The organism is Arhodomonas sp. KWT2, from assembly GCF_041949875.1.
GTDB lineage: Bacteria > Pseudomonadota > Gammaproteobacteria > Nitrococcales > Nitrococcaceae > Arhodomonas > Arhodomonas aquaeolei.
On record NZ_JBHFPQ010000043.1, the window covers coordinates 242,456 to 263,423 of the forward strand.

A 20,968-nucleotide genomic window follows, 5' to 3' on the forward strand; every position below is an offset into this window, starting at 1 on the left:
TTTGACCGAGAAGGGGCGCACACGTCGACATCTCCGGGCCCTCGTGCCGCATGGGATGAGTTCTGCTAGACTGCCGCCGATCCCGAACGCCCCGCGCCGCATACACGCCGGCGGCATCGCCGGCGCCAGCGGGGTGTTGCGGTACACGCCGGGCCAGGCACCGGGACCGTTGGCATAGAGAGACGACATGAAGCTCCTGTTGATCGTGTTGCTACCGCTGGCGGGCATTGTACTGCCTCCCGTGCTGGTACGCGCCGGGCGCACCGCCAGCGCATGGGCCGCCGCCACCCCCACCGCGCTGGCACTGGTGCTGCTGGCGGGGCTCGCGCCGACGGTCTTCGAAGGCGGCGTGGTCGAGGCGAGCTGGCCGTGGATGCCCGCACTGGGCCTGAACCTCGCCTTCTTCCTCGACGGCTTCGGGTTGCTGTTCGCCGGCCTGATCCTCGGCATCGGGCTCCTGATCATACTCTACGCGCGCTACTACCTCAGCGAGGACGACCCCATGGGTCGTTTCTACGCGATGCTGCTGGCGTTCATGGGGGCGATGCTCGGCATCGTGCTCTCCGACAACATCCTGCTGCTGGTGGTGTTCTGGGAGCTCACCAGCATCAGCTCGTTCCTGCTCATCGGGTACTGGCGCCACCGCGCCGACGCGCGCCAGGGCGCGCGCATGGCGCTGACGGTGACCGGCGCCGGCGGACTGTGCCTGCTCGCCGCGGCGATCCTGCTCGGACACGTGGTCGGCAGCTACCAGCTTCAGACCATCCTCGCCGCCGGCGACACCATCACCGCGAGCCCGCTGTACCTGCCGATCCTGGGGCTGGTGCTGCTCGGCGCGTTCACCAAATCGGCGCAGGTGCCGTTCCATTTCTGGCTGCCCCACGCCATGGCCGCGCCGACGCCGGTCAGCGCGTACCTCCACTCCGCCACCATGGTGAAGGCCGGTGTATTCCTCATCGCCCGGCTCTATCCCGCGCTCTCGGGCACCGAGGAATGGTTCGTGCTGGTTACAGTGATCGGGCTGGCGACCATGGTCTTCGGCGCCTACGGCGCACTGTTCAAGGACGACCTCAAGGGGCTGCTCGCCTACTCCACGATCAGCCACCTGGGGTTGATCACCCTGCTGTTCGGGCTCAATACCCAGGCCGGCGTGATCGCCGGGGTGTTCCACATCATCAACCACGCGACGTTCAAGGCGTCGCTGTTCATGTCCGCGGGCATCATCGATCACGAGACCGGCACCCGCGACATCCGCAAGCTCGGCGGTCTGCGCCGCTACATGCCGGTGACCATGTGGCTCGCGGCCATCGCCGCGGCCTCCATGGCCGGCGTGCCGCTGTTCAACGGCTTCCTGTCCAAGGAGATGTTCTTCACCGAGGTGGTGGTGGAGAGCGAGCGCCTCGGCGGCATCGGCTGGCTGCTGCCGGTGTTCGCCACCATCGGCGGACTGCTGAGCGCGGCCTACTCGCTGCGCTTCGTCCACGACGTGTTCTTCGGCGACGAGACCGGCGCCCTGCCCCGCCACCCCCACGAGCCGCCACGCTACATGCGTGTGCCCGTGGAGATCCTCATCCTGATCTGCGTGATCGTCGGCGTGGTCCCCTCGCTGGTGATCAGCACGGTGCTCACCGCCGCCGCCGGCGGCGTGCTGCTCCAGGCGCCGGAGCCGTTCAGCCTGGCCCTGTGGCACGGCTTCAACATCCCGCTGGTAATGAGCGTGATCGCGCTGGCCGGCGCCGTGGCCCTGTACTACCGCCGCGACGCCGCGGAGCGCTGGCACGAGCGGACCTTCCCGGCGTTCACCGGCAAGGGCTGCTTCGAATCGCTGCTGGCCGGCGCCATCGCGGCGAGCCGGCGGCTCACCGCCTGGCTCGACGACGGCAGCGTACAGCGCAACGTCGTGCTGGTGGTCGGCGCCGCGGTGGTAATGGCAGCGGCGGGCGGCGTCACCGGTGGGCTGGACGCGGGCAGCCGGGCGCTCACCCCGGCGCCGCTGCCGGCGGTCGCGGTCTGGCTCATGGGCGTGATCGCCACGGTGGTGATCGCACTGCGCCACCACGACCGCTTCCTGGCGCTGGTGGCCACCGGCGTGGTCGGCCTGCTCTCAGCGCTGACCTTCATCTATATCAGCGCGCCGGACCTCGCCCTCACACAGCTCTCGGTGGAGGTGGTCTCCACGGTGCTGCTGCTGCTCGCGCTCAATGTCCTGCCCAAGGAGACCCCACACGAGAGCAGCCCGGGACGGCGCTGGCGCGACGGTGTCCTGGCGGTCGCCGGCGGCGGTGGCATCGCCGCGCTGGCCTATGCCGCGATGACCCGGCCGCTGGACTCGATCTCGCGCTACTTCCTCGAGACCAGCGTGCCCGGCGGCGGCGGCCACAACGTGGTCAACGTCATCCTCGTCGACTTCCGCGGCTTCGATACCTTCGGCGAGATCACCGTGCTCGGCATCGCCGCACTGTGTGTCTACGCGCTGATCCGTGACGAGGCCCACACCATGGCGAGCGCGGACACCGAGGCCCGCCACCCAAGGATGCTGCTGATCGGCTCCAGGGTGATGCTGCCGCTGCTCGCCGTGGTCACCGTGTACGTGTTCCTGCGCGGCCACAACCAGCCCGGCGGGGGGTTCATCGCCGGGCTGATCGCCGCCGTGGCGATGGTCACCCAGTACATGGCGAGCGGCGTGCACTGGACCGAGCAGCGCCTGACCGGCAACTACTTCCCGATGATCGGCGCCGGCCTGCTCACCGCCGGGTTCACCGGCCTGGCGAGCTGGCTGTTCGACGTGCCCTTCCTCACCAGCACGTTCTCCCACGTGAACTGGCCAGTGGTCGGGGACTTCGAGATCGCCAGCGCCGTGGCCTTCGACCTCGGCGTGTTCCTGACCGTGGTCGGCTCGGTGGTGCTCATGCTCTCGCAGTTCGGCAAACAGCAGCCGCCGGTGGAGGGGCGCTAGCTCATGGAGATCCTCATCGCCAGCGGTATCGGCGTGGTCACCGCCGCCGGTATCTACCTGACGCTGCGGGCGCGCACGTTCCCGGTCATTCTGGGGCTGACGCTGCTCTCCTACGCGGTGAACCTGTTCCTGGTCAGCACCGGGCGGCTCGCGATCAACGCGCCGCCGATCGTCCATGAGGGCACAAAGGCCTACACCGATCCGCTGCCCCAGGCGCTGGTGCTCACCGCCATCGTCATCGGCTTCGCCATGACCGCCTTCGTACTCGTGCTCGCGCTCAAGGCCCGGCGCGAGCTCGGCAGCGACCACGTGGACGGACGCGAATGACACACCTGCCCATACTGCCCGTGCTCATCGCGGCGTTCGCCGGCTTCGTGCTGGTGCTGATCGCCGGCGCGCCGCTGTTCGTCCAGCGTGTGCTCTCGGTGACCGCCACCGCCGCCGGACTGGTGACGGCGATCGTGGCTGTCACCGCAGTCAGCGACGGCTCGGCGATCGCCTACGCCCTCGGCGACTGGCCGGCGCCCTACGGTATCGTGCTCGTGCTCGACCGCCTGAGCGCGCTGATGGTGCTGCTCACCGCCGTAATCGCCATGATCGCGCTGCTGCAGGCGATCCAGGGCACGGACCGGCGCGGGCGGTTGTTCCATGCGCTCTACCAGTTCCAGCTCATGGGCATCTACGGGGCGTTCCTCACCGGGGACATCTTCAACCTGTTCGTGTTCTTCGAGATCCTGCTGATCGCGTCCTACGGCCTGCTGCTCCACGGCCACGGGCCGGGCCGCACCCGCGCGGCGGTGAAGTACGTGGTGATCAACCTGGTGGGATCGGCGCTGTTCCTCGTCGGGGTGGGCACGCTGTACGCCGTGGCCGGCTCACTCAACATCGCCGACCTCGCCGGCCGGGTCGCCGACGTCGCGCCGGCGGACCGCGGCCTGCTCTACGCCAGCGCCTTCCTGCTGGTCACGGTGTTCGCGATCAAGGCGGCGCTGGTGCCGCTGTCGCTGTGGCTGCCGGACGCCTACGCCGGCGCCACCACGCCGGTGGCGGCGCTGTTCGCGATCATGACCAAGATCGGCGTCTACGCCATTCTGCGGGTATACACGGTGGTCTTCGACGCCCCGGCCTCGGCGGCGGTGGAGGCCGTCGGCCCCTGGCTGCTCGGCGCCGCGCTCGCCACGATCGTCATCGGCATGACCGGCTCGCTCGCCGCCGCCGGCCTGCGGCGGCTCGTCGCCTACGCCATGCTCACCTCTGTGGGCACCATGGTCGTGGGCATCGCCGTGTTCACCCCGGCGGCCATCGGCGGCGGGCTGTACTACCTGCTCCACAGCACCATCGCCACGGCGGGGATGTTCCTGCTCGCCGGCGTGCTCGGTGAGCACCGCGGGGAGTCGGGGGACCGTTTCGAGCCGGCACCCCGCCCCGGCGGCTGGGCCCCCCTCGGCCTGCTCTTCACCGCCCTGGCGGTGGCCGTGGCCGGCCTCCCGCCACTCTCCGGCTTCCTCGGCAAGACCCTGATCCTCCAGTCCGTGGCCGGCGTCTCGCCCACCGCCCTGGTATGGACGGTGGTGCTCGCCGGCAGCCTGTTCACGGTGGTGGCGCTCAGCCGCGCGGGCAGCGCCCTGTTCTGGAAGGACGAGCCGCCGGCGGGGCCGGTCGCCGCCCCGGACGCGGCCGCCTACGTCCCCGCCGGGCTGTGCGTGGCTCTGGTGGTGGCGATGACGGTCTTCGCCGGGCCGATCAGCGGCTACACCCGGGCCACGGCGGGTGATCTCCTCGATGGCCCGGGGGCCTATACCCAGGCCGTCATGGACGCCGGGCGACAGACCAGCCCCGGCCACCACGACGAGGGGGCGTGACATGCTGGCGAGACTGCTTCCCAATCCGGTGCTCTCGGGGTTCGTGCTGGTCATCTGGATGCTGCTCGTCGACAGCATCGGCGCCGGCGCGATCCTCGTCGGGGTGATCCTCGGCCTGGTCATCCCGCAGCTTACCCAGGGGTTCTGGCCGGACCGGATCCACTTCCGCCGCCCGAAGGTGCTGCTCACGCTGATCCCGGTGGTGGTCTGGGACATCATCGCGGCCAACGCCGCCGTGGCCTGGATCGTGCTCACGCGGCGCAACCGCGACCTGCGCCCGGCATTCCTGATCATCCCGCTGGAGATCCGCGAACCCCACGGGGCGATGGCGCTGGCGAGCATCATCACGCTCACCCCCGGGACGGTGTCGGTCCAGTTCAGCGCGGACCGGGGCACCCTGTTCGTGCACATGCTCGACTGCCCGGACGAGACGGAGGCCGTGGAGGACATCCGCACACGCTACGAGCGCCCGCTCAAGGAGCTGCTGGAATGCTGACGGTGACGCTCTACATCGGCTTCGCCGCGGTGATCGCGGCCATGGCCATGAACCTTTACCGCCTGCTCGCCGGCCCCACCGCCGAGGACCGAGTGCTGGCCCTGGACACGCTCTACATTAACGCGATCGCGCTGATCCTGCTGGTCTCGATCCAGTTCGCCGACCGCATCTACTTCGAGGCGGCGCTGCTCATCGCCATGATGGGCTTCGTCGGCACCATTGCGCTGGCCAAGTACCTCGGCCGCGGCGCGCTCATGGACTGAACGGAGGCGACCGTGTCGGAAGCCATCACCGCCGTGTTCATCCTCATCGGGGCCTTCTTCGTGCTCGTGGGCTCACTGGGCATGCTGCGCTTCCCGGACTTCTTCACCCGGCTGCACGGCCCGACCAAGGCGACGACGCTGGGGCTGGCCAGCCTGCTCGCCGCGTTCGTGGCCTACGCCGCGGGCACGGAGAGCGGGGTGAGCGTGCGCGAGTTCCTGATCACCTTCTTCCTGTTCATCACCGCACCGGTGAGCGCCTTCATGCTCGGGCGCTCGGCGCTGCGCCGTCGCGTCGACTCCGTCGCCCCACGGCCCGCGGCCATCGACGACGACGAGACGGAGGACGACCCGGCGTGATCGATCCCCAGCGCGTCGCCGACGATGCCCGCCGCGCCCTGGACGAGGACGTCGGCAGCGGCGACATCACCGCCGTGCTCCTGCCCGCCGGGCGGATCGACACGGCCACGGTGATCGTGCGCGAGCCCGCCGTGATCTGCGGCCGCCCCTGGTTCGACGCCGTCTACCAGGCCCTCGACCCGGCGGTACACATCCGCTGGCACGTGAACGACGGAGATGCCGTCGACGCCGATACCCTGCTGTGCACCCTCACCGGCCCGGCCCGCAGCCTGGTCACCGGCGAGCGCACGGCGCTCAACTTCCTGCAGCTGCTCTCCGGCACGGCCACCACCGCGCGCCGCTACGCCGACGCCCTGGCCGGCACCGGCTGCCGCGTGCTCGACACGCGCAAGACCCTGCCGGGACTGCGCCGCGCCCAGAAGTACGCCACCGCCTGCGGCGGCGCCGTGAACCACCGCCAGGGACTGTTCGACGCGATCCTGATCAAGGAGAACCACGTCCTCGCCTGCGGCGGCATCACCGCGGCCGTGCAGGCCGCCCGCCACCACCACCCGGACGTCACCGTCGAGATCGAGACCGAGACCCTCGACGAGGTCGCCGAGGCACTGGCCGCCGGTGCCGACATCATCATGCTCGACAACTTCCCGCTGGCGGCCATGCGCGAGGCGGTGGCCATGAACGCCGGCCGCGCCCGGCTCGAGGCCTCCGGCAACGTCGAGTGGGAGGGGCTGGCCGGCATCGCGGCGACGGGCGTGGACTACGTCTCCACCGGGGCACTGACCAAGCACGTCCGCGCCGTGGATCTGTCCATGCGCCTGCAACCCGGCACCCCCCAACGTTAACGTAAACACATCCACCGCGACCGACACGGAGGTTCGACATGTCGCGCTACACCCTCGTCCTTGCCGCCCTGCTGCTCCTCGCCCTGCCCACGGCCGCACCGGCCGGGAACGCGAAGGCCCGCTATTCCGCGCCCTATCTCCTCGACGATCCGGACTCCACCGCCGACCGCGGCCGGCGCCTGGAGCCCGGCGAGCCCGTGACCACCGGCCGCCGCGAGGGCCGCTACGTGCACGTACGCACCCGTAACGGCGACAGCGGCTGGGTCCGCAGCAGTCAGCTGCGCTGAGCCCCGCAACCCACGGCGCCGTGTCACGAAAGCGGCGCCGTGGCATCACATCCGTGAAACCCCGCCGTGCCAGCGTGGGCCGCGTCCCGGCAAGCCCGAGGGGGCATCATGGCGAAGGCGACACGCACGCTGACAACGCGCTACCGCAGCATCTTCATCTCGGACGTGCACCTGGGTTTCCGAGGCGCCCAGGCGGAGTTCCTGCTGACCTTCCTGCGCCAGACGGAAAGCGACAACCTCTACCTGGTCGGCGACATCGTCGACCTCTGGGAGATGCACCGCCGCCGGCGCGTGCACTGGCCGGACGCGCACACCGCGGTGATCCACGAGATCCTGCGCAAGGCGGAGAACGGCACGCGGGTGATCTACGTGCCCGGCAACCACGACGAGGCCCTGCGGGATTACGCCGGCAGCGAGGTCCGCTGCGTCAGCGTCCACCGCGAGATCGTCCACGAGACCGCGGACGGTCGCCGGCTGCTGGTCTTCCACGGCGACGAGTTCGACACCGTCGTGCAGTGCGGTCCGCTGCTCACGGCCCTGGGCAATCACGCCTACGACACCCTGCTCTGGCTCAACCGCTGGGTGAACCGGGCCCGCCGCCTGCTCGGCTTCCCGTACTGGTCGCTGGCCCACGCCGTGAAGCACCGGGTCGCCAACGCCACGGACTACATCGCCCGATTCGAGCACGCCGCGGCGCGTGAGGCCCGGCGGCGGGGCGTGGACGGCGTGGTCTGCGGCCACATCCACCGCGCGGAGATCGAGCGCATCGACGGGGTGCTCTACACCAACTGCGGTGACTGGGTGGAAAGCTGCACCGCGCTCACCGAGGCCGCCGACGGCCACCTGGCGCTGGTGCACTGGAGCGATGCGGCACGGGTGACCCTGAAGCGCTGCGACGCCACCCCGCCCCGGCAGGCCGCGGCCTGAGCCCGCGGGCTCAGCGCCGCTGCTGCGGCGCGCGGATGATCATGCGCTCGCCGCTGAGCTGGATGTCGAAACGGCCAAGATAGCTCATGCCGAGCAGCGCGGTGTCGTCGCCCAGCCCCGGGTTGACGGCACCGCGCACATCCCGGGCCGCGAGCCCTCCGAGGGCGACGGTATCCAGCCGTGTGAGGTGGCCACGTACCCGGCCGTTGGCCGTGCTGAAGGTCGCCGCCGGTCCCTCCCGCAGGCCCAGACGCGAAGCCGTGCCGGGCGAGACGGTGACGTAGGTGGCGCCGGTATCGAGCAGGAAGGTCACCGGCTCACCGTTGATACGTCCGGTGGCGACGAAGTGCCCGGAACGGTTGCGCTCCAGCACCACCCGCCCGTCTCCGCCGGTCTGCGCCACGCCCGCGTTCGGGTTGCGCCGGTCCTCGAGCACGCCCTGGAACCACCAGGTCCCGAGCCCCAGCACGAGCACCCAGAACGCCATCATCATGCCCCGGCCCATGCGGCGCTGCCCCCGGGCCTGCTCATCCATGGCCGTCACCTCCTGTCATCAGTGCGCCACCGGGGTATCATCGGCGACGGACATCCATCCGGGAGCACAATCATGCAGGTCGACGGCGCCCTGCTGCGCGAGATCGTGCAGCGGCTGGCCACCGGGCCGGTCGCCGCCGCGGACCTCCCTGGCCGGCCCGCGGAGACCGTGGCGGTGCACCTTCACTGGCTGCGCAACGCCGGCCTCGCCACCGCACCGGAGGCGACCGGCCGCCCTTCCCGGCTCACCGCGCTGACCGACGACGGTACCGCCCTCGCCCCCCTGGCGGCGGACGGGCAGCGCTGGGAGGCGCTCGTCGAGCGCCTGCGCCGCTACCCCCCTCACCAGGTGGCCACGGCGCTGTTCACGCTGGCGCGGACGCACTGACCCCCGCCTCCGGGACGATGTCCACCAGGCAGGTCTGGGCGCTCGGCGCCTGCCCCAGCCCGGAGGTCGGGACGTCCCGGGTGAGCACGTTGGGGTTGCCCGAGCGCTCCGGCCCGCCCGCCGGGTCCGGGGTATAGTCGGAGCCCGTGGGCAGGACCGCGACCCCGGCCATCACGCCGTCCCACAGCCGCGCACCGGCGAGGCAGGCGCCGCGGTCGCTGATCACGCGCACCGTGTCGCCGTCACTGATCCCCCGGGCGGCGGCGTCCTCCGGGTTGATGAGCACCGCCTCACGGCCGTCGATCCGCGCCCGCCGGCTCGGCGCGGCGTGGGTGTACTGCCCGTGCAGCCGGTTCGCCGGCTGGTGGGAAAGCAGGTGCAGCGGGCGCTGACGCGCGCTCTCCCCGCCCAGCCACTCCGACGGCGCCAGCCACTGCGGATGGGGCGGACAGTCCGCCAGCGCCATCGCCTCGATACGCCGGGAGTGGATCTCGATGCGCCCGCTCGGGGTCGGCAGGGCGTAGCGCTCGGGGTCCGCGCGGAAGTCGGCGAGCTGCACCCGCTCCACCGGCGGCTCACCCTCACCGAAACGGTGATAGCCCCGCCGGCGGAAGGCGTCGTAGTCCGGCAGCTCCGGGTAGCGTTCGCGCAGGCCCCCGTGGATGTGGCGCAGCCAGCCGGTGACGTCTCGCCCCTCGGTGAAGCGCTCGCCCTCGCCCAGGCGCTCCGCCAGGTCGGCGAAGATCGCGTAGTCGTCGCGGGCCTCGCCGTAGGGCGGGAACGCCTGGTCCATGGCCACGAGCGTGTCGTCCGCCGACGATCCGCCGATGTCCTCGCGCTCCAGCGGCGTTGTCACCGGCAGCACGATGTCCGCGTGCCGGGCGGTGGCGGTCCAGAACGGCTCATGGACGATCACCGTCTCCGGGCGCTGCCACGCCCGCACCAGGCGGGTGAGGTCCTGGTGGTGGTGGAACGGGTTGCCGCCCGCCCAGTACACCAGCCGGCATTCCGGGTAGCGGCGGCGCTCGCCGTCGTAGTCGAAGGACTCACCGGGGTGCAGGAGCATGTCCGCGATGCGGGCCACCGGGATGAAGGCCTCCACCGGATTGGGCAGGGGCGGCAGCCGGGTCAGCTTCCGGCGGTGGGCGCCGTTGCCCACCGACCCCGCGGCGGAGTAGCCGGCGCCGAAGCCGCCCCCGGGCAGTCCGATCTGCCCGAGCATGGCCGCGAGCACCATACCCATCCAGTAGACCTGCTCGCCGTGATCCGCGCGTTGCAGCGACCAGCTCAGGTTGATCATGGTCCGCGACCCGGCCATCTCCCGGGCCAGCTCCCGCAGGGTCGCGGCGGGCACGCCGCTTACCGAGGCCGCCCAGTCCGCGTCCCGCGCCGGGGCGTCCGCCTCGCCCATGAGCGTGCGCCGGAAGGGCTCGAAGCCCTCGGTGTAGCGCGCGAGGAAGTCCCGGTCGTGCAGGCCCTCCTCGACCAGCGTGTGGGCGATACCCAGCATCACCGCGAGGTCGGTGTTGGGGCGCACCGGCTGCCACACCGCACCTGCCAGGGCGAGGTCGTCGCGCAGCGGCGAGAGGTTGACCATGCGGCAGCCCCGCGCCGCGGCGGCCTCCAGCGCCGGGCCGACCACGTGGCGGCCGATGCCGCCGGACTGCATCTGGGCGTTCTTCCACGGCGTGCCGCCGAAACACACCAGCAGCTCCGTCTCCCGCGCGACCACGGACAGCGAGGTGGAGGCCGCGCGGAAGGTGTTGAAGTCGTAACCCACCACGTAGGGCGTGATCACCTCCGCCGCGGCGAAGGAGTAGCTGTTGACCGAGCGGACGTAACCACCGATGGCGGCGAGGAAACGGTGCACCTGACTCTGGGCATGGTGGAAGCGCCCGGCGCTGGCCCAGCCGTAGGAGCCACCGTAGATGGCCTCGTTGCCGTACTCCCGCCGGGTGCGTGCCAGGGCGCCGGCGACATGCTCCAGCGCCGTCTCCCAGGAGACCGGCACGAACTCGTCCGCGCCCCGGGGGCGCTCGCCGGTGGACGCCCCGTCGAGCCAGCCGCGGCGGATCATCGGCCGCTCGACACGCTCGGGGCCGCGGGTCTCGCGCAGGACCTCGCCCACCGGCGAGGGGTCCGGATCATCGGGCCAGGGGTGGACGGCGGTGACGGCCTCGCCGTCGATATCGAGCTGATAGGCGCCCCAGTGGGCCAGGGTGCGGACAGTGCGGGTCATGGGGTGGCTCCATTCAACGCGTTTTCCCGGGCGCCTACCGCCCGGACGCCCAGTCTAACCCGTTCGCCGGTGACCACGCTCGACCGGCCCCGGCGGGTTGCCGCCGGCGTTAGCCCCTAACCGCCGGCGCGGGTAGACTCCCTGCGGACGACGACACGGAGGGGACAATGGCGGAGGCGACACAGGACACCGGGGAGCTGTTCTTCTGTGGGCTTAACATGCAGCTCCAGGTGCCGGGCTATGCCAGCCGTATCGTCACGACACTGCTCGGCGCACGCGCCGACCGGTATCTCGCCCTGCACGACAACGCCGGTGGCGGCGGGCTGGAGCGCCTGCGCCTGAGCCCGGGCGACCCGCTGGTGGTGCGCTTCTTCCACGAAGGTGTGGCCTACGGGTTCAGGAGCTACGTGCGCCAGCTCCTGCGCGAACCGGAGCCCATGGTCTTCATCGCCTATCCGGAGGAGACCGAGTCATTCGCGCTGCGCCGGGAACCGAGACTCAACTGCCAGCTCCCGGCACGCGTGCGCATGGGCGACGGCGAGGAACACAACGCGCTGATCCTCGACGTCAGCGAGCAGGGTTGCCGGGTGGCGCTGCCCCCCGCCGCGGCGGTCTGCGAAGGCGGGACCCTGCACATCAGCCTCGCCCTCCCCGAAGAGACGGAGCCGCTGGTCCGTTTCTCTGCCGACGTACGCCGCCATAGCGAGGAGGACGGCCGGCAGGTCCTGGGGTTGAGCGCGGACCTCGGCCGGACCTTCCGGCGCCTTGGCGCCTACTTCCCGTCAGGCTGATCCCCCCCGTCGAGCACGCCCCGGCGCATCTGGTCCTCCTCGATGGACTCGAACAGGGCCTGGAAATTGCCCTCGCCGAAGCCCTCGTTGCCCTTGCGCTGGATGAACTCGAAGAAGATCGGCCCGATCACGGTCTCACTGAAAATCTGCAGCAGCAGGCCCTGGCCCTCGGTGGGCGCGCCGTCGATGAGGATGTTGCGCGCGCGCAGGGCCTCCAGATCCTGGCCGTGGCCGGGCACCCGCTCGTCGACCTTCTCGTAATAGGTCGCCGGCGTGCTCATAAGCCCCAGGCCGTTGCCCGTCAGCGCGTCCACGGTGGCACAGATATCGTCCGTGCCGAGGGCGATGTGCTGGATACCCTCGCCGTTGTACTCGCGGAGGAATTCCTCGATCTGGCTCCTGTCGTCCGACGACTCGTTGATCGGGATACGGATGTGCCCGTCCGGACTGGTCATTGCCCGGGAATGCAGCCCGGTGCGCTTGCCCTCGATATCGAAGTAGCGGATCTCGCGGAAGTTGAACAGCTCGGTGTAGTAGTTCGCCCAGTAATCCATATGCCCGCGGGCGACGTTGTGGGTCAGGTGGTCGATGTAGGTGAGCCCCGCGCCCGCCGGATTCGGATCGGCACCGGGCACGGGCTCGAAGTCCACGTCGTAGATCGACTGCTCACCGTAGCGGTCCACCAGATAGACCAGGGCACCGCCGATACCCTCGATCGCGGGGATGTTGAGCTCCATCGGCCCGGTGCGCGGGGCCACCGGGGTCGCACCGCGGGCCACCAGGGTGTCCAGCGCCGCCGCGGCGTCGCGCACGCGGAAGGCCATGGCGTTGGCGCAGGGGCCGTGCTCGCGGGCGAAGGCCGCACCCTGGCTGTCCGGCTCCGCGTTGACGATGAAGTTGATCCCGCCCTGGCGGAAGAGGCTGACCGCCTTGCTGCGGTGACGGGCCACCTCGCTGAAGCCCATGCGCCGGAACAGCGCCTTGAGCCCCTCCGGCTCGGGGGCGGCGAACTCCACGAACTCGAAGCCGTCCGTGCCCACGGGGTTGTCCCAGAGATCCTGATACTGCTCGGCCGCGCTCATGATGCGCCTCCTGCACGTCGGGTGGGTATGTCCGGGACGATACCGCACCGGTGACGCACTGTTTTTGCAGAATCACCGTCTCACGCGCAGACTGTGCATTGAACCTGCATTGACACCGATCAATACGCAATGGACACGCACACCCTCGCGTTCGACACCTATGACCACCGCCTGCTCGAGGCACTGCAGGCGAATGCGCGCCTGTCCAACGTCGCCCTCGCCGAGCGCGTGCACCTCTCGCCGTCGCAGTGTCAGCGCCGGCTCAAGCGCCTGGAGTCCGCCGGGGTCATCCGCGGCTATGCCACCGTGCTCGACCGCCGCCGCCTCGGCCTGGGGGTGATGGCGTTCGTGAACGTCTCGCTGGAGAAGCATGGCACGGATCCGGCGCGCGCCTTCGCCGAGGGGATCGGCGCGTTTCCCCAGGTGCTGGAGTGCTGGGCGGTGAGCGGGGACTCGGACTACCTCCTGCGCGTGGTCTCGCCGGATCTCGAACGCTTCTCCGAGTTCCTGCTCCACGAGCTGCTGGGCCTGCCGATGGTCGCAAGCGTGCGCTCGAACATCCTGCTCCAGCGGCTCAAGGAGACCACGGCCCTGCCCCTGGACCAGCTAGGATAGCTCCGAGCGCCGGGCGTCCAGCGCCTCCATGAGCTCCAGCGCCAGTGCCGCCCCCGGGGCGTTCACGCCCAGGTCGCGCATCAGCCGGGCGGCACGCTGCACGCGTACCACCGCGTCGCCGCCGAAGCGCCACTCCGGTGGCCCGGCACCCTCCGCGGGCTCGATGGCGCCCTCGTCCACCAGCGCCACTACCCAGCGGGTCTCCACGCGGCAGAGGCCGCTCACCTCGTCCAGGGTCCAGCCCCGGGTGTGCTCCAGTATCACGCCGCTCAGGGCCTCGTCGGCTTCCGTCATGCCATACCTCGCATCCGTGTATGGCGGCATGCACCGCCGTTTATCCCAAGCATAGGTCATCCCCGCCGCGGTCACCGCGGGAAGAGATCGCCCTGGGCACCGTCGCGGCCGCGCTTGCGCGCGAGCCTTTCACGACGCCGTTCGGTCTCCTCGGCACCGGCGGGCAGGCGTGACGTCCAGGCGAGCGCCCCCTGCCAGTCCCGCCGGACGTGCTCGTGGTATTTCGCCAGCGCCTCCGCGGCGTGCGCGTCGCCGGCTTCGGCCAGGCCCTGCCAGATCGCGCGCGCCCCGGCCCAGTCGCCGGCGCGGCGGCGCAGGCGGGCGAGCTCGTGGCGCCCCGGCGCATCGAGGGCCGGAGCGGCCTCCAGCACCGCCCGCGCCCGGCGCTCGTCGCCACTCATGTACCATGCCCGGGCCGCCGCCCGGGAGCAGGCGCCCCAGCGCGCGGGCTCGGCGAAGACCTCCCCCAGCACCGGCCACAGTGCCGCCAGCGAGAGGAGGTCCCGACGGTTGTGATCCAGCACCGCCGGCAGCCGTTCGGTGGTTCCGCCATGCAGCAGCTCGGACCACACCAGCGGCGCCTGGTTCCCGGGCAGATCGTCGTCCCGGCGGAAGCCGAGCAGGCGCGCCTCCGCGGTGGCGAGCCGGCAGTCCGGCCACGTCCGGCGGAAGAGCCGGCGCACCGGGTGCAGGAGGTCCGCGTGGCCGGTCCGTTCAAGGGGGTGGTACTGCCGGGCCAGGCGGAAACGGTCGCGCAGCAGCGGCGCGTCGAAGGACTTGCCGTTGTAGCTGACGAGGACGTCGTCGCCGCCCAGTGCATCGCGCACAGCGGCGAGCATGGCCGCCTCGCCAGCGAACGCCGTGATCAGGTACTGCTCCAGCGCCAGCGCCGTGCCATCCAGGCGCGCCAGGCCGACGAGGTAGGCCACCGTGCCGGTGCCGCCGGCGAGACCGCTGGTCTCGGTGTCGATGAACACCGCGGAGCGGCCGGGGAACGCCCCCACGCCGGGCAGCGCGACGGCGTCGCCGACGCGGCCCAGGGCCACGTGGCCGTGCGCGCTCTCCAGCGGGATGCGCTGGCGCACGCGCACCAGCGAGTCCGCCACCACCTCACCGCCGACGCACGCGGCGACGTCCGCCGCCGGCACCGGCCCCGCCGCCGCACCCGGGCGCCGACGGCCGCCGTCAAGGCGACGCAGGCGCTCGCGCAGGGCGTCGTCGCCCCCGCGCTCGGGGGCGTCGTCCGTGCCGGCCTGGCGCCGGAGGGTGTCAAGACGCGCGCGGAGACTCATCACCGATGAACAGCTCGAGCACGGTCAGCGCCGCCTGTCGGGGCGAGAACCCGCGCTGGTCCTCCGAGGCGAGGATCGGGCCGACACAGCCTGGGCAGCCGTGCTCACAGCCGCAGGCCGCCACGAGATCCCGCGCATCCGCCGCCACGGCGTGACGCTGGCCGAACAGCGGCTCGGAGAGGCCGACGCCGCCGGGGTAGTTGTCGTACAGGAACACCGCGGGGCGGAAGTGGCGCTCCGCCTCCGGATCCACCTCGCCGCCGTCCAGGGTGCGCAGGCTGCCGCGCCCACTCGCGCCCACGGTTGCGAACCAGCGCGCGTCGCCGTCACCGACGGCCCGGCCGAGGTCGTTGGGCTCGGCCATGATCCGCAGCGCCGCCACATGGTGCATAGCGTAGGCCGCGCCGAGAAAGCCGTCGATGGCCTGCTGGCGGCCCGGCACTGCGTCCGCCAGGGCCCGGGGCTCGACCTGCCACCACACCGCGGTGGTGTGCATCTCCTGGTCCGGCAGGTCGATGTTGCCGAAGCCGATGTTCTCGTGGCTGTAGTAGCGGATCTTCTTGTAGCCCGGGATCCGCCGCACCAGGTGGACCTCGCCGTTGGCCACCTCCGCGTCGGCCGCCCGGGCGGACTCGAAGTTCTCCAGGATCTTCAGCCGGGTGTAGTCGATGGCGTCGGTGTAGTAGTCCGCACGGGTCTCGCGCACGTAGGCCTTGCGCCCGGTCCAGTCCAGGTGCTCGACCTGGTAGGGGCTCGCCTGCACGAGATAGATCGCGCCCTCGTAGATCGTCTCCGCGGCGCTGGAGAAGTCCACCTCGGCGATGATGCGCCGCGCCCCGTCGGTGGTGTCGATGACCACGAAGTTGCCCTCGGCCACCGCGCGCAGGCTCACGCTGTTGGCCGGGTAGCTGTCCTCCATCCAGTGCCAGGCCTCGCCCTCGCGGTGGAGCACGCCCTGCTCGACGAGATAGTCCAGCAGCGCCTCCAGGTCCTCGCCCCCGAAGCGCTCGCCCCGGCGGAACGGCAGCTCGAAGGCCGCGCAGCGCACGTGGTCGAGCAGGATGAGGAGCTGGTCCGGGCTGATGCGGGCGTGCTCCGGCGAGGCCCCGAGGAAGAACTCCGGGTTGCGCACGATGTACTGGTCCAGGGGCTCGCTGGAGGCGATCAGCACCCCCAGTGCCGGACGGTTGCGCCGCCCCGCCCGGCCGAGCCGCTGCCAGGTGGCCGCGATGGTGCCGGGATAGCCGTTGAGCACGCACACGTCCAGCGCGCCGATGTCCACGCCCAGCTCCAGCGCGGAGGTGGCGATGACGCAGTCGACGTCGCCGCCGCGCAGGGCCTTCTCGGTGCCCCGGCGCTCGGTGGGGAGGTAGCCGCCGCGGTACGCGGCGACCCGTGCCGGGCGGCGGGGATCGCGGTCGAAGACGTCCTTGAGGTACTTGGTGAGCACCTCGACCATCAGCCGCGAGCGCGCGAACACGATGGTCTTCATGCCGCCGCGCACGGCGGTGCGCGCGATGCGCGTGGCCTGCGAGCGCGCCGAGGCACGGATACCCAGATCGGCGTTGACCACCGGCGGGTTCCACAGCAGCAGGTGCTTCTCCCCTGCCGGCGCACCGCTGTCGGTGATCGCCGCGACCTCGTCGCCCACCAGCGAGGCGGCCAGCTCCGCCGGGTTGGCGATGGTCGCCGAGGAGAGGATGAACACCGGGTCGGCGCCGTAGAAACGGCACACCCGGCGCAGCCGGCGGATGACATTGGCCACGTGGGAGCCGAACACGCCGCGGTAGGTGTGCATCTCGTCGATGACAACGTACTTCAGCGACTCGAAGAACTGCGCCCACTTGGTGTGGTGCGGCAGCACGCCCTTGTGGAGCATGTCCGGGTTGGAGACGACGATGTCCCCCTTGGTGCGCACCGCCTTGCGGGCGTCACCGGGTGTGTCGCCGTCGAAGGTATAGGCGCGGATGCCCAGCTCCCCGGCCTGGTTGAGCTCGGTGAGTTCCGCGACCTGATCCTGGGAGAGGGCCTTGGTCGGGAAGAGGTACAGCGCCTTCGAGCGTTCCGTGAGTGCGGACTGGAGCACCGGCAGGTTGTAGCACAGGGTCTTGCCCGAGGCCGTGGGCGTGACCACCACGGTGTGCCGGCCGGCGCGGACCTGGTCCCAGGCCTCGCGCTGGTGGCTGTAGAGCTGTGCCACGCCCCGGGCGCGCAGCGCGCCGGCGAGTGCGGGCGCGAGCTCGCCGGGGATATCGGCATAACGGCCGTCCCGCGCGGGCACCGTCAGCTCACCGGTGATTCGTCCGCTATACTTTCGCCGCAGGCGCCCGGCGAGCCGGCGCACCGGGTCGAGCAGGCGCGCGTCGTCGGTTTCCGCTGCCGCTATGCCCATTCGTGCCCCCGTTTGCCAGCGACTCGGCTCAATGACGGCGTCACACCGCCGTTTTCGTTTGCATCAGCGGGAGAGCCCGTTGAGAATGAAAAGATTATAGAACCCAAAGAGAACGAACAAGCGCCATGCCGGTTCTCACACGCCGCCAGCAGGACATCCTCGAATTCCTCCGGGACTGCGCCCGCGAGGGCGAGGCCCCGACCCTGGGCGAGATCTGCCGCGCCTTCGGGCTGCGCTCGCGGGGCTCGCTGCACAAGCACGTCAGCGCGCTGATCGAGGCCGGCCTGGTCGAGCCGATGAACGGCCGCCGCCGCGGCGTCCACCTCACCGAGGCGGCACAGGACAGCGACAGCCTGCCGTTGCTCGGGCGCATCGCCGCGGGCCTGCCCATCGAGGCGGTGACCGACAGCGAACCGGTGGCCGTGCCCGAGCTGCTGCGCGGGCGCGGCGAGTGTTACGTGCTGCAGGTGCGCGGCGACTCCATGATCGACGACGGCATCCACGACGGCGACTGGGTGGTGGTCGAGCACCGCGAGCACGCCCGCGACGGTGAGGTGGTGGTCGCGCTCATCGACAACGAGGCCGCCACCCTCAAGCGCATCGAGCAGCGCCCGGACGAGGTGATCCTCCACCCCGCCAACGCGGACCACGCCCCCCAGCGCTACGCCCCCGACCAGGTCACGGTCCAGGGCGTCGTGGTCGGCCAGATGCGTCGGTACGACTGACATGGCCGGTGCGGACGAAGTGCTCGTCCTTCACGACGAGCACATGCTCGCCCACCGCCCGGACGCGCATGACCCCTTCCTGCCCGGCCGCCTGGAGCGGCGGGTCCGCGAGATCCTCGCCGGCCTCGGCGTGCAGTGGAACTACCCCGAGCACCCCGGCCGGCTGACCGCGATCCTGGAACTGCTGGAACGCGAGCCCGTCGCCGGCATACGCTTCGGCCCGGGCCGGCAGGCAGAGGTCGACGAGCTCGCCCGCGTACACACACGGACATACCTCGACACCATCTTCGCGCTGCGCGGCAAGCACGCCTGGGTGGACGTGGACACCACCGCTGTCTCCCCGGGCAGCGTCGAGGCCGCGGAATGGGCGGCCGGCACCGCCATCGCCGCGGTGGAGGCGGTGGTCGCCGGCGAGGCGCCGGCCGCCTTCGCCCTGGTCCGTCCGCCGGGCCACCACGCCGAGCCCGTGCGCGCCCGCGGCTTCTGCCTGTTCAACAACGTCGCCGTGGCCGCCGCCCACGCCCAGGCCAGGCTGGGCTGCCGGCGCGTGCTCATCGTCGACTGGGATGTCCACCACGGCAACGGCACCCAGGACATCTTCTGGGCCGACCCGGACGTGCTGTTCTTCGACGCCCACCGCGCCGCCCCCTTCTACCCCGGGACCGGCGCCCTGGAGGAGGTCGGTGTCGGACTCGGCGAGGGCACCACCGTGAACGTGCCACTGCCCGGCGGGGCCGGCGATACCGCCATGCTCAAGGCCTTCCGCGAGATCCTGGTCCCCGCCGCGGACTGGTTCGAGCCGGACCTGGTGCTGGTTTCGGCCGGTTTCGACGCCCACCGCCTGGACCTGGCGCTGAACGTCACCTTCGAGGGCTTCGCCGCGATGACCGCCATCGTACGCGAGATCGCTGCCCGCCACTGCGACGGCCGCCTGGCCTTCGTCCTGGAGGGGGGCTACCACACGGAGGCACTCTCCCGCGGCGTGCGCTCGGTGCTGGAGGTGCTTGCCGGCGGCGACGCCCCCGAGCCGGGCGAGAGCGGCGTGGCCGAGGTGGCCGCGGCCGCGGCCGTCCACCGCCGCGCCGTCGTGGACGAGCGCTGCGCCCTCAGCCCGGCACACGCCGGGCGTAGCGGACGAAGGCAACGGTACTCGCCGCGACCATCACCCCGCCGTAGCGCCAGTTGAGCCGCACCACCCGGGCGGGGGCGACGTCATAGGCGCCCTGCAGGGCCAGATTCAGTCCGGAGAGCGGACTCACCGCGACGCCGATCCCCCAGCCGGCGAGAAAGGTCATCGCCAGCAGGCTGGGGTCCGGGGAGAGCGGCGCGAGCAGCGTGCCAAAGGCAGCGATGCCGATTACCGGGTGCACGCCCACCAGCGAGACCGCCACCATCAGCGCCAGCACCACCCCGGCCTGCAGCCCCCCGAAGTGGGCGAACGGCACCCAGCCGCCGAGCGTGGCGACCACGCCCTCAAGCCCCGCGGCCAGCATCCCGGCGGCGAGAAACAGGCCGAGCTCGTTGGCCATCAGCGGCAGCCGCGCGACGACCTGCCGGCTCAGCAGCCGCACCGGCGCGGGGTCGCGGAAAGGCAGCACCGCCGCCGTGAGCAGCGGTGCGAGGACGGTGATCATGCCGAGCACCGACAGGGTCGGGTCCCACCAGTGACCGGCCAGTATGATCGCGGCGAGCACCCCGGGCAGCCACAGGCTGCCCCAGTGCAGCGGATAGCCACGGAAGTCCCCCAGCGGCTCACGGGCGAGCTCCACGGCGGTGACGGCCAGCGCCACCGCCGCCAGCGGCACACCCACCATCAGCAACGGTGTCAGGTGCGCGCCGGGGGCATAGGTGAGTGCCGCCGCCATGGCCGCGAAGAACGGCGACCAGAACGCCGCCGCGGGGAACCCACGGGTGAGCACGCGCAGCTGCCGGTCGTCGAGACGACCGTCGCGCACCATGCGATGGGCCATGATGAACACGGTGGAGAGGTTGACCACGGCGCCGAACAGGTGGAGCCCGAGCAGCGTGCCCACCACCCCGCGCCGGCCGGACGGCAGCCGCTCCTCGCCGCCGCCCGCCGGCGCGGCGATCAGACGCAGGAAGCCCACCGCCGAGAGCATACCGATGAGTGCGGCGTTGCCCGCCAGCGCCCGTCCCCAGGCCAGCGGCTCACCGTTGGCCGCGGCCCACACCAGCCCGGCGCTCCCGGCGACGAGCAGGGCGAGTACCTGACGGCGGGTGCGCGGGGCCACATCCGGCCACAGCAGGCCCCCCGCCAGCCAGGTGAGCACGCCGGCGAGCGCGATCGGTACCACGGGCACGAAGGCATGCACGCCGGCGGACGCCATCGCCAGCCCCAGCGCCGTGCCAGCTACCCCGCGCCGCCGGCGACGCCGTGCCTGCGCACGTATCCGTCTGCCTTCCATCGCCCCCGCCTTCACGCCGCGCCCGGCCCCGCCAGCCCGCGGCTGCCGGGGGGATGCACCGGGCAAAGCGTGGCAGTATATCAGCCCGGCTTCACTGTCCCGGGGCGGCGCCCGCGGTGACGTCCGTGCCGTGGCCCGGCAAAAACCGCACACGGATTGACTTGATGGGACGACGGCGGCCCCGCATCCTTGCATCCTGC

At 71.4% G+C, this 20,968-nt stretch carries 21 protein-coding genes; 14 read left to right on the forward strand and 7 right to left on the reverse strand.

Going from position 1 to position 20,968, the window contains the following annotated elements:
• Positions 1–187: 187 nt before the first annotated feature.
• The 9 genes from ACEZHJ_RS10475 (at position 188) to ACEZHJ_RS10515 (ending at position 7,990) form a co-directional block, all read left to right on the forward strand.
• A complete protein-coding gene (locus ACEZHJ_RS10475) occupies positions 188–2,956 on the forward strand; it encodes a monovalent cation/H+ antiporter subunit A (protein WP_375036479.1) in 2,769 nt (922 codons plus the stop codon).
• A 3-nt stretch (positions 2,957–2,959) separates the two neighbouring features.
• Positions 2,960–3,283 carry a Na+/H+ antiporter subunit C gene (locus ACEZHJ_RS10480; protein WP_018717955.1) on the forward strand — a complete coding sequence of 108 codons (324 nt, stop codon included), beginning with the start codon at positions 2,960–2,962 and terminating at the stop codon, positions 3,281–3,283.
• Positions 3,280–4,818: a monovalent cation/H+ antiporter subunit D gene (locus ACEZHJ_RS10485; RefSeq protein WP_259203155.1), complete on the forward strand. Its 1,539-nt coding sequence runs from the start codon at positions 3,280–3,282 to the stop codon at positions 4,816–4,818. Before ACEZHJ_RS10480 ends, ACEZHJ_RS10485 begins: the two co-directional genes overlap by 4 nt.
• 1 nt (position 4,819) lies before the next feature.
• Positions 4,820–5,314: a Na+/H+ antiporter subunit E gene (locus ACEZHJ_RS10490; RefSeq protein ID WP_163139060.1), complete on the forward strand. Its 495-nt coding sequence runs from the start codon at positions 4,820–4,822 to the stop codon at positions 5,312–5,314.
• Positions 5,308–5,577 (forward strand): K+/H+ antiporter subunit F, encoded by a 270-nt coding sequence (locus tag ACEZHJ_RS10495; protein ID WP_018717952.1) that lies wholly within the window; start codon positions 5,308–5,310, stop codon positions 5,575–5,577. Before ACEZHJ_RS10490 ends, ACEZHJ_RS10495 begins: the two co-directional genes overlap by 7 nt.
• A 12-nt stretch (positions 5,578–5,589) precedes the next feature.
• Positions 5,590–5,934 carry a Na+/H+ antiporter subunit G gene (locus ACEZHJ_RS10500; protein WP_163139059.1) on the forward strand — a complete coding sequence of 115 codons (345 nt, stop codon included), beginning with the start codon at positions 5,590–5,592 and terminating at the stop codon, positions 5,932–5,934.
• Positions 5,931–6,776, forward strand: coding sequence for a nicotinate-nucleotide diphosphorylase (gene nadC / locus ACEZHJ_RS10505; protein ID WP_375036480.1), 846 nt, complete (start codon positions 5,931–5,933; stop codon positions 6,774–6,776). Before ACEZHJ_RS10500 ends, nadC begins: the two co-directional genes overlap by 4 nt.
• Positions 6,777–6,814: 38 nt before the next feature.
• Positions 6,815–7,063: an SH3 domain-containing protein gene (locus ACEZHJ_RS10510; protein ID WP_163144259.1), complete on the forward strand. Its 249-nt coding sequence runs from the start codon at positions 6,815–6,817 to the stop codon at positions 7,061–7,063.
• Between the two features lie 108 nt (positions 7,064–7,171).
• On the forward strand, positions 7,172–7,990 hold the full coding sequence (locus tag ACEZHJ_RS10515; protein ID WP_163139058.1) for a UDP-2,3-diacylglucosamine diphosphatase: 819 nt from the start codon (positions 7,172–7,174) through the stop codon (positions 7,988–7,990).
• Between the two features lie 10 nt (positions 7,991–8,000).
• On the opposite strand, the gene ACEZHJ_RS10520 is transcribed toward ACEZHJ_RS10515, so the two are convergent.
• Complete coding sequence (locus ACEZHJ_RS10520) at positions 8,001–8,525, reverse strand: TIGR02281 family clan AA aspartic protease (RefSeq protein ID WP_163139057.1); 525 nt, start codon at positions 8,523–8,525, stop codon at positions 8,001–8,003.
• Between the two features lie 72 nt (positions 8,526–8,597).
• Here ACEZHJ_RS10520 and ACEZHJ_RS10525 point away from each other — a divergent pair, with 72 nt between their 5' ends.
• A complete protein-coding gene (locus ACEZHJ_RS10525) occupies positions 8,598–8,912 on the forward strand; it encodes a hypothetical protein (protein WP_375036481.1) in 315 nt (104 codons plus the stop codon).
• Here the strand turns inward: ACEZHJ_RS10525 and ACEZHJ_RS10530 are convergent.
• The gene (locus ACEZHJ_RS10530; RefSeq protein WP_259203103.1) at positions 8,890–11,151 is read right to left on the reverse strand and encodes a molybdopterin-dependent oxidoreductase; all 2,262 of its coding nucleotides are present in this window, start codon (positions 11,149–11,151) and stop codon (positions 8,890–8,892) included. The genes ACEZHJ_RS10525 and ACEZHJ_RS10530 overlap by 23 nt on opposite strands.
• 167 nt (positions 11,152–11,318) lie before the next feature.
• Between ACEZHJ_RS10530 and ACEZHJ_RS10535 the strand changes: the two genes are divergently transcribed.
• Positions 11,319–11,942 carry a flagellar brake protein gene (locus ACEZHJ_RS10535; RefSeq protein ID WP_163139054.1) on the forward strand — a complete coding sequence of 208 codons (624 nt, stop codon included), beginning with the start codon at positions 11,319–11,321 and terminating at the stop codon, positions 11,940–11,942.
• On the opposite strand, the gene hppD is transcribed toward ACEZHJ_RS10535, so the two are convergent.
• Positions 11,924–13,024, reverse strand: a complete 1,101-nt coding sequence (gene hppD, locus ACEZHJ_RS10540) for a 4-hydroxyphenylpyruvate dioxygenase family protein (RefSeq protein ID WP_375036482.1) — start codon at positions 13,022–13,024, stop codon at positions 11,924–11,926. The two genes, ACEZHJ_RS10535 and hppD, sit on opposite strands and share 19 nt — an antisense overlap.
• A 129-nt stretch (positions 13,025–13,153) precedes the next feature.
• Here hppD and ACEZHJ_RS10545 point away from each other — a divergent pair, with 129 nt between their 5' ends.
• Complete coding sequence (locus ACEZHJ_RS10545; RefSeq protein ID WP_259203089.1) at positions 13,154–13,639, forward strand: Lrp/AsnC family transcriptional regulator; 486 nt, start codon at positions 13,154–13,156, stop codon at positions 13,637–13,639.
• Here the strand turns inward: ACEZHJ_RS10545 and ACEZHJ_RS10550 are convergent.
• From ACEZHJ_RS10550 to ACEZHJ_RS10560, 3 genes are all read right to left on the reverse strand, one after another.
• Complete coding sequence (locus tag ACEZHJ_RS10550) at positions 13,631–13,933, reverse strand: chaperone modulator CbpM (protein WP_259203087.1); 303 nt, start codon at positions 13,931–13,933, stop codon at positions 13,631–13,633. The genes ACEZHJ_RS10545 and ACEZHJ_RS10550 overlap by 9 nt on opposite strands.
• 71 nt (positions 13,934–14,004) lie before the next feature.
• The gene (locus ACEZHJ_RS10555; RefSeq protein WP_375036483.1) at positions 14,005–15,225 is read right to left on the reverse strand and encodes a ribonuclease H-like domain-containing protein; all 1,221 of its coding nucleotides are present in this window, start codon (positions 15,223–15,225) and stop codon (positions 14,005–14,007) included.
• A complete protein-coding gene (locus ACEZHJ_RS10560; protein ID WP_259203084.1) occupies positions 15,203–17,617 on the reverse strand; it encodes a DEAD/DEAH box helicase in 2,415 nt (804 codons plus the stop codon). The genes ACEZHJ_RS10555 and ACEZHJ_RS10560 overlap by 23 nt, the downstream gene beginning before the upstream one ends.
• Positions 17,618–17,742: 125 nt before the next feature.
• Here ACEZHJ_RS10560 and lexA point away from each other — a divergent pair, with 125 nt between their 5' ends.
• Positions 17,743–18,342 (forward strand): transcriptional repressor LexA, encoded by a 600-nt coding sequence (lexA, locus tag ACEZHJ_RS10565; RefSeq protein WP_259203081.1) that lies wholly within the window; start codon positions 17,743–17,745, stop codon positions 18,340–18,342.
• 1 nt (position 18,343) lies between these two features.
• Entirely contained in the window at positions 18,344–19,528 is a 1,185-nt protein-coding gene (locus tag ACEZHJ_RS10570; protein ID WP_375036484.1) for a histone deacetylase, read from the forward strand.
• Here the strand turns inward: ACEZHJ_RS10570 and ACEZHJ_RS10575 are convergent.
• On the reverse strand, positions 19,449–20,768 hold the full coding sequence (locus ACEZHJ_RS10575; protein WP_375036485.1) for a hypothetical protein: 1,320 nt from the start codon (positions 20,766–20,768) through the stop codon (positions 19,449–19,451). The two genes, ACEZHJ_RS10570 and ACEZHJ_RS10575, sit on opposite strands and share 80 nt — an antisense overlap.
• Between the last annotated feature and the right edge of the window lie 200 nt (positions 20,769–20,968).